Here is a 14,667-nt window from a genome sequence, read left to right as displayed (position 1 = left end):
GCATATGAGCTCATATAATATCGTCGGCCCCGCTCCCCCCATCATCCAGACGAGGAACCGGAATGAATCCAGAGGCACAGCGCGGCGCCGATCCTGACAAGGGCGCCGAGCTGCCGACGCTGAGTTTTCGACTCGGCGCTCTTGGTGCAGCCATCCCCCTGATCTTTTTTGTCATCTGGGCCATTACGACCAGTATCCTGAAACTTTCCTCGGAAATCGGCCTGGTCATGGGGGCCATTCTGGGCCTGACCCTGGGGCTGTTTTTCTGTAAAAGTCGCTGGGAAGCCTACGCTCAGGGGCTTTTCAGCGGTATGACCCAATCAGTCGGTGTCGTGGCCGTGGTGGCCTGGTTTTATGCCGGCATGTTTGCCCAGGTGCTGCAGGCCGGCGGACTGGTTGACGGTCTGGTCTGGCTGGGCGGCATATCGGGGGCTACCGGTGGCTGGTTCACGGCGCTGACCTTTCTGCTGGCCGCGATATTTTCGACCGCCGTGGGTACCGGTTACGGCACCACGGTCGCCTTCTGCACGCTCATGTATCCGGCGGGTGTGGCACTGAATTGCGATCCCGTCATCCTGTTCGGCGCGATTCTGGCCGGCGCCATTTTCGGGGACAATCTGGCGCCCGTCTCCGATACCACCATCGTTTCCGCGGCCACCCAGGAGGCTGATGTCCCGGGCGTGGTTCGCAGCCGCTTCAAATATTCCATCATGGCCGCCCTGCCCAGCCTGCTGCTGTTCCTGCTGCTGGGTGGCGGGGGTCACAATAATGCTGCCGAAGCCGGCGCATTACAGGATGTCATGCAGTCGGTCGATCCCTCCGGCCTGATCATGCTGATACCGTTTGCACTGGTGCTGGCTCTGGCGCTGACCGGGCAGCATCTGATCACCTCGCTGACCTGGGGCATTCTGGCTGCCTCGGCACTCATCATCCTTCCGGACTTCGGGGCCGCCGACCGGATACTGGCCTTTGATCGCAGTAGTGACAGCATGATCACCGGCGCCCTGGTCCAGGGGGTGTCGGGCTACGTCAACATGGCCATTCTGATCCTGCTGATCGTGGCGGCATCGCACCTGATGAAGCTGGGCGGCACCATGGAAGCCTTGACCCAGCGCCTGATCCAATGGATCAAAACCTCGGTACGCCGGGCAGAACTGGCCAACTGGGCCATCGTGGCGCTACTCAATACGGCCATCACCATCAATACCGCAGCCGAAATCGCTGCTGCCCCCTTCGTTCGGGAACTGGGCAAGCGCTACAACATTCACCGCTACCGGCGTGCCAACATGCTGGATGCCGTGACTTCGGCCCTCGGCTATATCTTCCCCTGGGGCGCACCGGTACTGCTGGGCTGGAGTACGATCCAGACCATGCAGCAACAGTATGACTGGCTGCCGGTGGTTGCGCCGACGTCGGTCTTCCCGTTTGTCTTTCAGGGCTGGTTTTTGCTGTTCATCATGCTGTTTGCCGCTTTGACCAGCTGGGGATTGACGTTCGAGGATCGCCAGGGCAACGAGATGAGCACACGTCCGGTCACCGACTCATAACGCAGCCCCACCCTTGAGCGGGGCTGCGGCCAAAGGCCGGGCCTCGCCATGCAGTGTGCGCACAAGGCCTCCGCCTGCCCCCGCTGCAATGATCATCATGTCTCCCTCCTTTCTGTCCGGACTGGCCGAATTGCCCCGAGCGGGCCAGACTGTTCGGCGAGAGAACCGTTACCGAGAGGAGTTCATGAGTACACAACCCACCGTGGCCGTACTGGGCCTGGGCGCCATGGGCTACGCCTTTGCTGCCAACCTGATCAGTGCCGGCCTGCCCACTCGCGTCTGGAATCGCACCCGCAGCAAGGCGGAGAACCTCGGGCGCAACGGCGCCACCGTCTGCAACAGCCCCCGTGAAGCGGCTGAGAGCGCTGATGTGGTGATCACCATGGTCCCCGACGCGCCTACCACTGAAGAAGTGCTGCTGGGCGATAACGGCGCCCTGGAGGGTCTGAAACAGCAGGGCGTGGTCGCCCAGATGGGCACCATCGGCGTTGAGCCCACCGAACAGCTGATTCGCCGGGTCAAGGATAAGCGCCCGGATGTAGTGTTCATTGATGCCCCCGTGTCGGGCACCAAGGCACCGGCCGAACAGGGCCAGGTGGTGGTGCTGGCCAGCGGTGATCGCGACGCTGCACCCGGCATCGAACCGGTATTCGAAGCCATCAGCAAGGCCGTCAAATGGCAGGGTCAGGCCGGTGCCGGCTCACGCATGAAGCTGGTCGTCAACGCCTGGCTGATCCACATGATGGAAGGCGTGGCCGAAACCGCGCAGCTCGCCGAGCAGCTCGGCTTCTCCATCGATGATTTCTGGAACACCCTGGACGGCGGGCCGCTGGCTGCACCCTACGTGAAGGTCAAGCTGGGCATGATCGACAGCGGCAATTTCGACGCTCAGATGGCGCTGGAGTGGGGCCTCAAGGACGCCCGACTGGCCCTGGAAGCAGCCGGCGATCTCGACATGCCTGCGCTCAGACGCATCAGCGAGACCTGGTCGAAGGCCGTCGATGCCGGCCATGGTGACGCCGATATCTCGATCATCTATCACTACCTGAAAAACCGCGGCTGAGCGCGGCGTTTCAGCCTCCCCCCTGATTGCCCGGCGCCCTTCAGGCGCCGGGTCAGGAATACCTTCAGGTCGGAATGACGCGCCCTGATTGCGGCCATGGCTTCCCGATAGAGTTCATGATCATGCACGGCATAGCAGCCCGAGCATAAACGCGGTGTATACCCATTACGTAAACCGGCCGGCTCGTCGGTTCAGAGATGTGCGAACAGGCCGGAGATCACCGAGCGCAGCCCGATGAACAGGGTGGCAATACCATAGGCCATCATGAAGGCAAGCGCATAGAAGGCACCGGGGCGGGTGCGGCTGAATTGGGCAATCCAGCCTCCGATCTGCTGGAAGCCCTGCCAGCTCGCAATACAGACGGTCAGCATGCCCAGTGCCGCGCCACCAATGATATCGGTAATAAAGTGGTAGCCGAGATAGATGCGAGTGAAGCACAAAAGGGCCGCCAGCAGTACGGCAAATGTCGCCGGCAATCGCGGTAGAGTGCGCCACAGTACCAGCCCCAGCCCGGCGTACACGGCAGCATGATCACTGGGGAACGAACTCCAGCCCTGCAGCGTATCGGCATGTACCGTGTAAGGCAGGGTAAAATCCAGCCCCTCGGTATGAATCGGGCGCGGATGCTGCGGCATGAACATCTGCATCAGCCGCGTCAGCGCTGCCGAGCCGAAAGCCGCCACAATGCCGGTCAATATCCGGGTTCGTTCAGCAAACTCTTCATTATCGAACCAGGCCCAGCACACCAGGGCCAGCAACGGTGCCCCGGAGAAAAAGCTGTAGCCGGAAAGGACGCCAAAAAAGTGATCCACCAGCACGCTACGATGGGCAAACTGGTTGATAAAGAGCATGGCATCACGCTCAACGGGCAACAGCGGCAGTGCGACGGTGACAAAGGTCGTCAGGATCACCAGTGCCAGTGCCACGGAGCCAGTACGTAAATCGCGAGAATCGGCTGGGCGCTTCACCGTATGCTTGATATGGGTGATCGACGACATGGGTCGAACTCTTGTCAGTGGATTTGTGACAAACAGATTAAAGTTTTATTAATTTTCTCATTATGCTCAATCGCTGACCTGTCACATCGGGTAGTATTTTGTTTCCTCGCAGCATATTGAAGTGGCTGGTGTGGTCCCTTTTTCTGTACCAACCTCTCCCCCTGGAGACTGACAGGCCGGCATACCCAAACCACAAAAGACGCCTTGATCAGTGCAGATAGCGAGACGTTGCCTGCCGGTCGTGCCACTTTCTTCCTTCAGCTGATGGGTACTGACACCCTGCCGCAAGACGCAACCGAGTGGGCTGCCTCGTTCGGATGGGTCATCTGATGGCAAGTGCGCGAATCGAAACATCAGCAGGCACGCTGCTGTGCCGGAGGCGATCCGGCGCGGGGGCCGGATCGGCGGGATATCAGCCGTTGACGATCATGCCGCCATTGACGTGAATGGTCTGACCGCTGACATAACTGCTGTCCCGGCTGGCGAGATAGACATAAGCAGGTCCCAGTTCACTGGGCTGGCCGGCGCGGCCCATCGGCGACTGGGCGCCGAAATCCTCGACCATATCAGTATCGAACTGCCCCATGGTGGAAGGAATCAACGGCGTCCAGATCGGTCCCGGGGCGACCTGATTGACCCTGACACCATCCCCCACGGTCATCTGTGACAACGCCCGGGTGAAGCCCGAAATCGCACCCTTGGTCGTGGTATAGGCCAGCAGTTTCGGATGGCCGGCGTAAGCGTTGACCGAGGTGGAATTGATGATGGTACCGCCGCTGCGCCGCAAATGCGGCAGCGCTGCCTTCGCCATGTAGAAGTAGGCGTGGATATTGACATCGAAGGTGGTCAGCCACTCTTCGTCCGAAGTCGCCTCGGGATCATCATGCAGCTCCTGACGCGCTGCATTGTTGACCAGGACATCAAGCCGGTCGAACTGATCGATGGTACGCGCCACCACATCGCGGCAGAATGCCGCCTGGCTCAGATCGCCATCGAGCAGCAGACAGTGCCGGCCTTCCGCCTCGACCCGTCTTTTCGTCTCGCTGGCATCTTCATGCTCATCGAGATAGGGGATCACGACATCCGCCCCCTCACGGGCGAAGTGCAGTGCCACGGCCCGGCCGATGCCGCTATCCCCACCCGTGACGATGGCGACCCGTCCACGCAGCTTGCCACTGCCCTGGTAATCATCGCGGATGAATTCAGCCGGCGGCGTCATTTCACCTTCCACGCCCGGCTGACGATCCTGTTGCTGAGGTGGAATCTGCTCACTCATGACGGGGCCTTCTTGCAGCTTTTCAATTGGATTCTCCCCATCCCGGATCAGCCAGCAGAGCGCCGCAACTGATCAACACGGCGCTCTTTGAAGACCGGGCTCGGGGAGTCGATTGTCCGGCAGTGATCAGTTGATGATGGCGCCGCCATTGATGTGCAGCGAGTGACCACTGATATAGGACGCATCCTTCGAGGCCAGAAAGACATAGGCCGGCCCCAGTTCACTGGGCTGACCCGCTCGTCCCATCGGCATTTTTTCACCCAGGGTTTCCATCAGCGTGGGATCGAAGCGCCCCATGGTGGAAGGCTGAATGGGGGTCCAGATGGGGCCCGGAGCCACTTCGTTGACCCGGATGCCTTCGCCCACCAATGCCTCCGAGAGCGAACGCGTAAAGCCGGTGATCGCCCCCTTGGTCGAGGTATAGGCCATCAGCTTTGCGTTACCCACGAAGGGATTGATCGACGTGGTGTTAATGATGGTGTCACCGGCCTGCAGGTGTGGCCGTACCGCTTTGGTCATGTAGAAATAGCCATGGATGTTGACGTCAAAGATATGCCGCCATTCATCATCCGGGATCTCGGTAATATCCTCGCGCACCACCTGCTGAGCGGCGTTGTTGACCAGAATATTGATCGCCCCGAACGCCTTCAGGGTCTGCTCGACCGACTGCTGGCAAAAGGCACTATCGGTGATATCACCACTGATCAGCAGTGCCTGGCGTCCTTCTGCCTCGACCAGTTGTTTCGTCTCTTCGGCATCAGCGTGCTCGTCCAGATAGACGATGGCCACATCGGCGCCCTCACGGGCGAAATGTACGGCGGCGGTACGTCCGATACCGCTGTCACCGCCGGTAATCAGTGCCTTTTTGCCCTCGAGCTTACCGCTGCCGCGATAATCCGCACGAATGATTTCAGGCTTCGGCGTCATCTCCTGCTCGATGCCGGGCTGCCGTTCCTGGTGCTGCGCCGGAAACTGTTTACTCATATCGTCAATCTCCCTTTCACGAATCGACGGATTCAAACCCGCCGGCATGTCTGCATTCCTTCATCAAGCGTAGTGCAACCCACTTTCGTCTCAAGTCGTATCGCTGCACCGCTTGCGGGTGTAATGATGGCATGTTGATTTCTTTACACTGCCTGTAATCAGCGGCTCCCGGATATTACGTAACTAATTATCATATTTTGTATTGTCGATTAATTGACACTCATTCAGGTTATCTACACGCTCGAAAAGCGTAAAAAACTGCCCCGAGAATCGACCCCTGGCTGAGAAAAAACGGAAAACAAAAAAGGCGCTGTCGAAGAGATCGACAGCGCCGAAAACAGGCCCATCACATTCAGATATCAGGTATTGAGGATGACGCCCCCATTGAGATGGATGGTTTGGCCGGTCATGTAGGAAGACTCTTCACTGGCCAGATAAACGTAAGCCGGCCCCATTTCGGCAGGCTGGCCAGCGCGTTTCATCGGGACCTGCTCACCAAAACCTTCCACTTTTTCCTCATCCAGGGTGGCAGGAATCAGGGGCGTCCACACCGGCCCGGGGGCTACCGCGTTGACCCGGATGCCACGTTCGACCAGCACCTTGGAGATCGAACGCATGAAGCCCTGGATGGCCCCCTTGGTGGCCGTGTAATCGATCAGCGAGTTGTTGCCCTTGAAGGCGTTGACCGACGATGACTCGATGATGGTGTCACCCCTGTTCATGTGTGGCAGCGCCGCCTTCACGGTGTAGAAGTGACTGAAGATATTGGTGCGAAAGGTACGCTCGAGCTGCTCATCGGTGATATCGGTGATGTCATCCCAGTCATGCTGCTCCGCAGCGTTATTGACAAGGATATTGATCGCGCCGAATTCGCTGACGGCTCGTTCGATGAGCTCGCGGCAGAAGGCCGGCTCGGCCACATCGCCCTTGAGCACCACGCAGCGCTGGCCCTCGGCCTCTACCAGCGCCCGAGTGTCCTCGGCATCCTGGTCTTCGGCCAGATAAGCCATGACAATATTGGCGCCTTCACGCGCATAGTGCACGGCAACCGAGCGGCCGATACCGCTGTCACCGCCGGTAATGACTGCCGTCTTGCCGGCCAGCTTGTCGGTACCGCGATAACTCTTCCGGATGTACTCCGGCTCGTCGCCCATTTCATGCTCACGCCCGGGCTGCGCCTGGGGCGGAGAAGCGTGTTGATCGTTCATTTCAAACTCCTTTTGAATGTCTTCCATGTGGGCTGGTCCCCACTCTACTCAGCGTAGAAGAGTACTGCGCCGGTCATCTCACCGGAGATGATGCAGGGCCCGGCTGCGGTTACACTGTCGCCCGATTCGGGTAACGTTCGGCGCTTGCCGCCCGACGTTGCCGACATTTGTCGCCCCGCCTGTCGACCACGAGGCACTGCTCATGAGTCCCCACCTGCTCTCCGTTGATGACCTCTCGCTCGAAGCCGTCGAGCACCTGTTCACCATTGCCCGGCGTATGGAACCCGTTGCGCGCCGTCAGAAGATCACCCGGGTGCTGGAAGGCGCCGTACTCGGCAATCTTTTCTTTGAAGCCAGCACCCGTACCCGCATGAGCTTCCACGCCGCCTTCAGCCGGCTGGGCGGCAGCGTCTGCGATACCACCGGGTTCACCTTCTCCTCGATGGCCAAGGGTGAATCGCTCTACGACACCAGCCGTGTGATGGCCGGTTATGTCGATGCCATTGTGCTGCGCCACCCTGATCAGGGCTCGGTGGCCGAATTTGCCCGCGCCATCAACGTGCCGGTGATCAACGGCGGCGATGGCCCCGGCGAGCACCCCAGTCAGGCATTACTCGATCTCTATACCATTCGTCAGGAATTCGAACGGCTGGGCAAATCACTCTCCGGCGCTCACCTGCTGTTGACTGGCGACCTCAAGTACGGTCGTACGGTGCACTCACTGATGCGCCTGCTGTCCCTGCATCCGCCATTGCGCATTACCCTGGTGGCACCGCCAGGCCTGGAAATGCCTGGTGAACTGGTCGATCTGGTGGCCAGCCGCGGACATCGCATCGAAAGCCGGGAAAGTCTCGAGACACATTTCGAATCGGTCGACGTGGTCTATACCACCCGCATCCAGAAGGAACGCTTCACGCAGGAGTTGCTGGAACGTTTTCAGACCCTCTCGGATGAATTCCGGGTCAATCGGGCCTTTCTGGACCGCTACTGCCCACCCGACACCATCGTCATGCACCCACTGCCACGCGATAGCCGTCCCGGCGCCAATGACCTGGATGTCGATCTCAACGGCGATCCGAGGCTGGCGATCTTCCGTCAGACTGACAACGGTATTCCGGTGCGCATGGCCATCTTTGCCTGGCTGATGGGCGTTGATCATCTGATCGAGCAGTCGATGCGTGATGTCAGCTGGCGAGTGCCGAGCCAGCTGAGTCCGGATGATGCCTCCTTCGACGCCCTGTCCTGACCCTGTCAGAGTCAAGAGGCAACAGCCGGGAACACACGAGTCGGCAGGCGCTACCGGCGCCTGCAGGAACAGCAGGAAAGGGACATCCGGGAGAGGGCTCGGGTATCCGCCCGGCAGGGCGGGGCGCCCGCGCGCTTCAGTTGTGCTCGAGGTGGGAGAGGTATTGGCTCAGGATCAGTTCGGCTGCAATGCCATCGACACCATGTTGGCGATAGTTACCCGCATGCCCCTCTTCATGCGCAATGCGCTTGGCTTCCCGGGTGGAGCCCCGCTCATCGAACATCTCGAATGGCCGGCCGAAACGACCGTTCAGACGACGGGCAAACTTGCGGGCCCGCAGGCTCATTTCGGATTCACTGCCATCCATGTGCAGCGGCAGTCCGACCACAAACAGTGCCGGCTGCCACTCATCGATCAGTCGGGCGACGCGCTCCCAGTCAGGAATACCATCACGGCAGGGCAATGGCGCAAGCTCGGAAGCCGAGCCCAGCAGCTCGTTGCCCACCGCCACCCCGATCCGACGTGAACCGAAGTCGAAGGCCATGATCAGCCGCTCGCCCGGGCGGCTCATGATCGCCTCCGGGTGCGAGCGCAAAACAGCGACTGCTCAGCCATGACCGGCATGGCGTGACAGCAGCGCCAGATCCACGCCCAACCGGTTGGCGGCCGCCTCCAGCCGGGTTTCCGGCGGCGTACGAAAGAGAATCTCATCCGTTGCCGCCACGTTCAGCCAGGTATTCTCCTTGATCTCCTCGGCCAGCTGATCGGGCTGCCAGCCGGCACAGCCGAGACAGACCAGAAACTCTTCCGGTCCGCGCCCTTCGGCCAGCGCATGGAGAACATCCATCGAAGTCGTCAGCGCACGCGATTCACAGACCTGCAGGCTGGAGTCCCACTCATCGGCGTTGCCCCGATGCAGGATGAAGCCGCGATCACGATGTACCGGTCCCCCGTAAAGCACCGGCATCTCGAGATGCGGGCAATCGGAGACGTCGATATCGAGCTGCTCGAACAGTCCTTCGAGCGTCAGTGACAACGGGCGATTGACGATCAGACCCAGCGTGCCGGTCTCATCGTGATCACAGATGTAGTTCAGGGTGCCAGCGAAGTTTTCATCTTCCAGATGTGGCATCGCCATCAGGAAATGATCGCGCAGGGTTTGCATAGATCTCCCGGACGTGGCGTCAGGCCAACGCAGTGTTGGAGTCACGGGACGGCGCGGCGCCATCTGGGCTGCCTGGCCGTCATGGTTAATGCGTCTAGTGTAACACTTGTCGGCAACCCGGGGCGTTACCCATGGATCTGTTCAAAAGCGAGCACTCACCAACGCTGGAGACATTGTCATCAGTGGATGAAGATCATGCGAATCGTCGGGCGATAGCATCCATCAGCATGCCGGCGATATCGCTGCCGGTCTGGGCATCAATCTCACGCACGCAGGTCGGACTGGTCACGTTGATTTCGGTAATGTAATCGCCGATGACATCCAGCCCGACGAAGATCAGGCCCTGTTCGCGGATCGAGTCCTTCACCTGATCCACCAGCCAGTAGTCACGCTCGGTCAGTGCTCGCGCCTCACCCCGGCCCCCGGCTGCCAGATTGCCGCGCACCTCTCCGGCAGTAGGGATACGCGCCAGTCCATGCGGCACCGGTTCGCCGTCGATCAGCAGAATGCGGGTGTCACCACGACTGATCTCGGGAATATAGCGCTGGGCCATGATCTGACGGGCACCACGATCGGTCAGCTGTTCGATGATCGAGCCGATATTGCGCCCGTCAGGGGTGACGTGAAAGATGCCATTGCCGCCCATGCCATCAAGCGGTTTGAAGATGGTGTCACCCTGCTCGGCGTGAAACTCGCGCAACACGGCCTCGTTACAGGACACCACGGTGGGCACCAGGCATTGCGGAAACTGCTGGGCGTAGAGCTTCTCGTTGCAGGTCAGCAGGGCCTTTGTGGGATTGACCACCAGTACGCCTTCACGCTCGGCAAAGCCAAGCAGATGTACGGCATTGATGAAGTTACTGTCCACCGGCGGATCCTGACGCATCAGGATGACATCCATTTCCGCCAGCGGTCCGGCTTCGACATCACCCAGCCGATACCAGTGTGCCGGATCCTCGAACGCTTCCAGCCGGCGCAGTCTCCCCATGGCGCGCCCCTCCTTCAGATAGAGATCTTCCGGCTGCAGATACCATAACCGATGACCTCGCTTTTGCGCCGCCCACAGCATGGCCAGGGTGGTGTCCTTCTTGTAGGCAACATCGGCAATGGGGTCCATGACCACTGCCATATCCAGCGTACGTGCACTCATGTTCGACTCCTGCTGACCGGCATCCCGGTGATAAACGGCGCCAGTATGGCGCAACCCTTCGGTCGCGACCAGGCACGACCCCATCATGGGCATTTACGAAAACTATTGTTCGAATGCTAACGGCTTGCCAGGCTTGCCTCACACCGAGGGCCGGCGTCTTCTGCGCGCGGCCTGTTCCAGTCACCGATGGAGGATGGCATGAGTACACTCTTCGAGCCCTATGACCTGGCCGGCATTCAACTCGACAACCGCATCATCATGGCGCCGATGACCCGCTCGCGGGCGCCGAACGATATCCCCAATGAAATGGGCGCCCTCTACTATCGTCAGCGCGCCAGTGCCGGACTGATCATTTCCGAAGGGACACCGGTCTCCCGTCAGGGCACGGGCTATCTCTACAATCCCGGCATTTACGGCCCCGATCAGCTGGACGGCTGGGCCAAGGCGACCCGGGCGGTACATGAGCGCGGAGGTGTCTTCTTTGCCCAGATCTGGCACGTCGGCCGAGTCTCGCACACCTCGGTACAGATCGCCGGTGCCGCACCAGTCGGCCCCAGTGAACAGCAGGGCGGCATGGCGTTTGGCTATAACGAGCAGGGCATCCCCGATATGCTGCCGGCAAGCACGCCACGCCGGCTGGCCACCCGTGAAGTCCGCGAAATTGTCCGCGACTTTGCCCAGGCCGCGGTCAACGCTCGTAATGTCGGTTTTGATGGCGTGGAGATTCACGGTGCCAACGGCTATCTCTTCGAGCAGTTCCTCAACGCCGTGGTCAATGATCGTGATGACGAGTATGGCGGCTCGCGCGAGAACCGCTGCCGACTGCTGATCGAAGTGGTCGACGAGGTCTGCGCGCTGATCGGCAGCCACCGCGTTGGCGTGCGCCTCTCGCCCCACGGTCAGCTGTTCGATATGCCGGAGTACGACGACAACGGCGAGACTTATCTCTATCTCGCCCGGGAGTTCAACAAGCGCAATCTGGCCTATGTGCATCTGCACGATCAGGGCGGACAGGGCATGCCACCGCTGCCGCGCGACTATCTCAAGCAGTTCCGTGATACCTACCACGGCAACCTGCTGTTCGCCGGTAACCTGGACAAGACCGAGGCCGAGAAGCTGGTCAATGACGGCACCATCGACCTGCCGGTCTTCGGACGGTTGTTCACCTCCAATCCCGACCTGGTCGAGCGGATGAAAAACGACTGGCCGCTGGCGGAGTACGATCCGAATACCTTCTATGGCGGCGATGCGCGGGGCTATGTCGACTTCCCCTCCTACGCCGAAGAGCAGGAGCGCCAGGCCCGGCAGCGCCTGATCGACGAGAAATCCTGAACGCCACGGGCTCTGGCCCACTGCGCGATCAAAAACGCCCCGGCCATCAGGCCGGGGCGTTGCATTTGCAGCCTGGCAAGTACTTACTTTTTGCGCCGAAACGGCCAGTTGGTCTTCGCCAGATCGATGACTTCGTCGCCACGACCGCTCATCACCGCGCGTACGGTGTAGAGACTGAAGCCCTTCGCCTGCTCGGCCTCGATCCGCGGGGGGATCGAGAGCTCCTGTTTGGCAGTGCGCACATCGACGATCACCGGCCCATCGTGGGCAAAAGCATCTTCCAGCGCCTCATCGAGCCGCTCCGAGGACTCCACCCGGATGCCGCGAATGCCCAGCGCATTGGCCAGCTCGGCAAAGTTGGCCGCGGAAAGATTGGTCGTGGTATCAACAAAACCGGCGGCCTTCATCTCCAGCGCCACAAAACCCAGCGTCTCGTTGTTGTAGACCACCACCTTCACCGGCAGCTGCTGTTCCACCATGGTCAGCAGATCGCCCATCAGCATGGTGATCCCGCCATCGCCGGCCAACGCCACTATCTGACGCCCCGGGCAGGCCGCCTGCCAGCCCATCGCCTGGGGCACGGCGGTTGCCATCGAGCCGTGCATGAACGAGCCGGTCAGCCGGCGCCGACCGTTCATCTCCAGATAGCGCGCCGCCCAGACCGTGGGCGTGCCAACATCACAGGTAAACACGGTATCCGCGGCGGCATGTGCGCTGACCCGCGCTGTCAGATACTGGGGGTGCAGCGGCTCGCCGGCTTCCCGTGGGGTGGCAAGCTCATCGAGTCCGCGGCGGGCCTTGCGGTAGTGCTGCTGGGAGTCATCGAGAAAGTCGCGATCCTGTTTCTCTTCCAGACGTGGCAGCAGCGCCTCGAGGGTCGCGCCAACATCGCCGACCAGCCCGCGCAGCAGAGGACTGCGCCGGCCGAGATGGGCCCCGCGCTCGTCGATCTGCACGATCCGCCCATGCTCGGGGAAGAAATCGCGATACGGGAAGTTGGTCCCCAGCATCAGCAGAAAATCGCACTCCTTGAGCGCGTGATAACCCGAACTGAAACCGATCAGCCCAGTCATGCCGACATCATAGGGATTGTCGTACTCCAGCGACTGCTTGCCCCGCAAGGCATGAATGACAGGCGCCTTGAGCCGTTCGGCAAGCGCCACCACCTGGTCGTGATAGCCATCACAGCCATAGCCGCACAACAGCGCCACACGCCCCTGCTCGTTGAGCATGCCAGCCAGCTCGTCCAACGCTTCCGGCGGGGGGACCGGCACCGCACGTACCGGGTTCGACCACTGCACTCGCTTCACCGGTGCCGGCTGCAGGGCGACATCGCCGGGCAGTACGATGACGGCCACGCTGCGCTGGGTGATGGCGGTATTCATCGCAGTTTCCAGCACACGCGGCATCTGCTCGGGCGAAGAGACCAGCTCACAGTAGTCACTGCACTCGCGGAAAAGCTGCTCGGGGTGGGTCTCCTGGAAATAGCCCAGCCCCACCTCGCTGGAAGGAATCTGGGCGGCAATGGCCAGCATCGGCACGTTGGCACGCTGGGCCTCGAACAGACCATTGATCAGATGCAGATTACCGGGACCACAGGAACCGGCACAGACCGAGAGTCTCTTCGTGGCATCCGCCTCGGCGCCTGCCGCCAGCGCGGCCACTTCCTCGTGGCGCACACCACGCCAGCGGATGCGCTCCTGACGGCGCAGGCTTTCGGTCAGGCCATTGAGAGAGTCGCCCGGCAGTCCCCAGATGTTCTGCACACCGGCCTGGGACAGGGTTTCAACCAGAATATCGGCTACGGTCGGGTCAGCCACGGGCACCTCCTTGTCGGCAAAGAACGGAACACTGGCCAATGAACATGCTGCCAGTGCGCTCTACCACTTTAGTCAAGAAGCGCGGACATGAGGTGTCATCAGGACCATCAATGGCCCTGAAAGCGGACCAGGGAGGGAAGCTAGCGGCTCAGATCACCATGGAGATACTGCAGCAGTGACAGCGCCACCACCGGCGCCGTTTCGGTGCGCAGAATGCGCGGCCCAAGGCTCAGTGGGGCAAAGCCATGAGTGCGGGCGCCAGCCATGTCGGCCTCGCTGAGCCCACCCTCGGGGCCGATCAGCAGCGCAGCGCGCGCGATCGTCGTGGTGCTTTCCAGCCTCGCCTCACCCGGATGAAGCATCCAGCGCACCGGCTCGTCACGCATCGCCAGCCATTCGGCAAGCTTCATGGCCGGGGCAATGACCGGCACGGTTGCTCGGCCGCACTGTTCGCAGGCGCTGATTGCCACGCCCTGCCAGTGGGCCAGTTTCTTCGCCGCCCGCTCACCCTTCAGGGCGACATCGCCGTGTTCGGTATAAAGCGGTGTGATCGCCGCCACACCCAGTTCGACCGCTTTCTGGATGGCGTAATCCATGCGATCCCCCTTGGAGATCGCCTGGCCGAGATGCACTGTCAGCGACGACTCTGCCACCGGTGTCAGTAGCGCATCGATATGGACTGCCACCTGTTTGCGCTCACTGCGTGCAATGTGAGCGCTTACTTCGGTACCCAGACCATCAAACAGGCGAATTTCATCGCCCACGCCGCGTCTGAGCACTCGGGTGAGATGATGGGCCACCCGTTCTGGCAGGATCAGCTCACTGGCCGGCGTCAGCGCGGCATCGACGTACAGGCGTGGTGCACCGGCGGCCAAGGG

13 protein-coding genes are annotated in these 14,667 nt (G+C 60.9%); 4 read left to right on the top strand and 9 right to left on the bottom strand.

Annotated features, from left to right (window positions below; all coding sequences use genetic code 11):
* The first annotated feature begins 62 nt into the window (after positions 1–62).
* Both FY550_RS00320 and FY550_RS00315 read left to right on the top strand, forming a co-directional pair.
* Positions 63–1,547, top strand: a complete 1,485-nt coding sequence (locus tag FY550_RS00320) for a Na+/H+ antiporter NhaC family protein (RefSeq protein WP_070980352.1) — start codon at positions 63–65, stop codon at positions 1,545–1,547.
* 88 nt (positions 1,548–1,635) lie between these two features.
* Positions 1,636–2,610, top strand: a complete 975-nt coding sequence (locus FY550_RS00315; RefSeq protein WP_325062971.1) for an NAD(P)-dependent oxidoreductase — start codon at positions 1,636–1,638, stop codon at positions 2,608–2,610.
* 191 nt (positions 2,611–2,801) lie between these two features.
* Here FY550_RS00315 and FY550_RS00310 read toward each other — a convergent pair whose 3' ends face one another.
* The 4 genes from FY550_RS00310 to FY550_RS00295 all read right to left on the bottom strand — a co-directional run bounded on the left by FY550_RS00310 (position 2,802) and on the right by FY550_RS00295 (position 7,076).
* A complete protein-coding gene (locus tag FY550_RS00310) occupies positions 2,802–3,608 on the bottom strand; it encodes a phosphatase PAP2 family protein (RefSeq protein WP_070980349.1) in 807 nt (268 codons plus the stop codon).
* A gap of 412 nt (positions 3,609–4,020) precedes the next feature.
* Entirely contained in the window at positions 4,021–4,884 is an 864-nt protein-coding gene (locus FY550_RS00305; protein WP_070980347.1) for an SDR family oxidoreductase, read from the bottom strand.
* Between the two features lie 126 nt (positions 4,885–5,010).
* Positions 5,011–5,868, bottom strand: a complete 858-nt coding sequence (locus FY550_RS00300) for an SDR family oxidoreductase (RefSeq protein WP_070980499.1) — start codon at positions 5,866–5,868, stop codon at positions 5,011–5,013.
* Positions 5,869–6,227: 359 nt separating this feature from the next.
* Positions 6,228–7,076 carry an SDR family oxidoreductase gene (locus FY550_RS00295; RefSeq protein ID WP_070980344.1) on the bottom strand — a complete coding sequence of 283 codons (849 nt, stop codon included), beginning with the start codon at positions 7,074–7,076 and terminating at the stop codon, positions 6,228–6,230.
* A 202-nt stretch (positions 7,077–7,278) separates the two neighbouring features.
* Between FY550_RS00295 and FY550_RS00290 the strand changes: the two genes are divergently transcribed.
* Positions 7,279–8,322, top strand: coding sequence for an aspartate carbamoyltransferase (locus tag FY550_RS00290; RefSeq protein WP_070980342.1), 1,044 nt, complete (start codon positions 7,279–7,281; stop codon positions 8,320–8,322).
* A gap of 136 nt (positions 8,323–8,458) precedes the next feature.
* Here the strand turns inward: FY550_RS00290 and ruvX are convergent, their stop codons facing one another.
* The 3 genes from ruvX to gshB all read right to left on the bottom strand — a co-directional run bounded on the left by ruvX (position 8,459) and on the right by gshB (position 10,637).
* The gene (gene ruvX / locus FY550_RS00285; protein WP_070980340.1) at positions 8,459–8,893 is read right to left on the bottom strand and encodes a Holliday junction resolvase RuvX; all 435 of its coding nucleotides are present in this window, start codon (positions 8,891–8,893) and stop codon (positions 8,459–8,461) included.
* A gap of 36 nt (positions 8,894–8,929) precedes the next feature.
* A complete protein-coding gene (locus tag FY550_RS00280) occupies positions 8,930–9,487 on the bottom strand; it encodes a YqgE/AlgH family protein (RefSeq protein WP_070980338.1) in 558 nt (185 codons plus the stop codon).
* A 193-nt stretch (positions 9,488–9,680) separates the two neighbouring features.
* Entirely contained in the window at positions 9,681–10,637 is a 957-nt protein-coding gene (gshB, locus tag FY550_RS00275; protein WP_070980336.1) for a glutathione synthase, read from the bottom strand.
* Between the two features lie 198 nt (positions 10,638–10,835).
* Between gshB and FY550_RS00270 the strand changes: the two genes are divergently transcribed.
* Complete coding sequence (locus tag FY550_RS00270) at positions 10,836–11,969, top strand: alkene reductase (protein WP_070980334.1); 1,134 nt, start codon at positions 10,836–10,838, stop codon at positions 11,967–11,969.
* A gap of 83 nt (positions 11,970–12,052) precedes the next feature.
* Here the strand turns inward: FY550_RS00270 and poxB are convergent, their stop codons facing one another.
* Together poxB and FY550_RS00260 are read right to left on the bottom strand one after the other, a co-directional pair.
* Positions 12,053–13,789, bottom strand: coding sequence for a ubiquinone-dependent pyruvate dehydrogenase (poxB, locus tag FY550_RS00265; RefSeq protein WP_149054276.1), 1,737 nt, complete (start codon positions 13,787–13,789; stop codon positions 12,053–12,055).
* 140 nt (positions 13,790–13,929) lie between these two features.
* Complete coding sequence (locus tag FY550_RS00260) at positions 13,930–14,664, bottom strand: 16S rRNA (uracil(1498)-N(3))-methyltransferase (RefSeq protein ID WP_070980332.1); 735 nt, start codon at positions 14,662–14,664, stop codon at positions 13,930–13,932.
* Positions 14,665–14,667 lie beyond the last annotated feature (3 nt).

This window comes from Kushneria phosphatilytica, from assembly GCF_008247605.1.
GTDB classification, from domain to species: domain Bacteria; phylum Pseudomonadota; class Gammaproteobacteria; order Pseudomonadales; family Halomonadaceae; genus Kushneria; species Kushneria phosphatilytica.
The sequence above is the reverse complement of the archived record's forward strand: the minus strand, read 5'-3'. Positions and strand labels throughout refer to the sequence as shown.

What these genes read in the sequence shown, in the direction of transcription:
- FY550_RS00320 (WP_070980352.1), top strand. Translation starts at nt 63, where the DNA reads ATGAATCCAGAGGCACAGCGCGGCGCCGATCCTGACAAGGGCGCCGAG.
- ruvX (WP_070980340.1), bottom strand. Translation starts at nt 8,893, where the DNA reads ATGAGCCGCCCGGGCGAGCGGCTGATCATGGCCTTCGACTTCGGTTCA.
- FY550_RS00280 (WP_070980338.1), bottom strand. Translation starts at nt 9,487, where the DNA reads ATGCAAACCCTGCGCGATCATTTCCTGATGGCGATGCCACATCTGGAA.
- FY550_RS00300 (WP_070980499.1), bottom strand. Translation starts at nt 5,868, where the DNA reads ATGAGTAAACAGTTTCCGGCGCAGCACCAGGAACGGCAGCCCGGCATC.
- FY550_RS00295 (WP_070980344.1), bottom strand. Translation starts at nt 7,076, where the DNA reads ATGAACGATCAACACGCTTCTCCGCCCCAGGCGCAGCCCGGGCGTGAG.
- FY550_RS00290 (WP_070980342.1), top strand. Translation starts at nt 7,279, where the DNA reads ATGAGTCCCCACCTGCTCTCCGTTGATGACCTCTCGCTCGAAGCCGTC.
- gshB (WP_070980336.1), bottom strand. Translation starts at nt 10,637, where the DNA reads ATGAGTGCACGTACGCTGGATATGGCAGTGGTCATGGACCCCATTGCC.
- FY550_RS00310 (WP_070980349.1), bottom strand. Translation starts at nt 3,608, where the DNA reads ATGTCGTCGATCACCCATATCAAGCATACGGTGAAGCGCCCAGCCGAT.
- FY550_RS00270 (WP_070980334.1), top strand. Translation starts at nt 10,836, where the DNA reads ATGAGTACACTCTTCGAGCCCTATGACCTGGCCGGCATTCAACTCGAC.
- FY550_RS00315 (WP_325062971.1), top strand. Translation starts at nt 1,636, where the DNA reads ATGATCATCATGTCTCCCTCCTTTCTGTCCGGACTGGCCGAATTGCCC.
- FY550_RS00305 (WP_070980347.1), bottom strand. Translation starts at nt 4,884, where the DNA reads ATGAGTGAGCAGATTCCACCTCAGCAACAGGATCGTCAGCCGGGCGTG.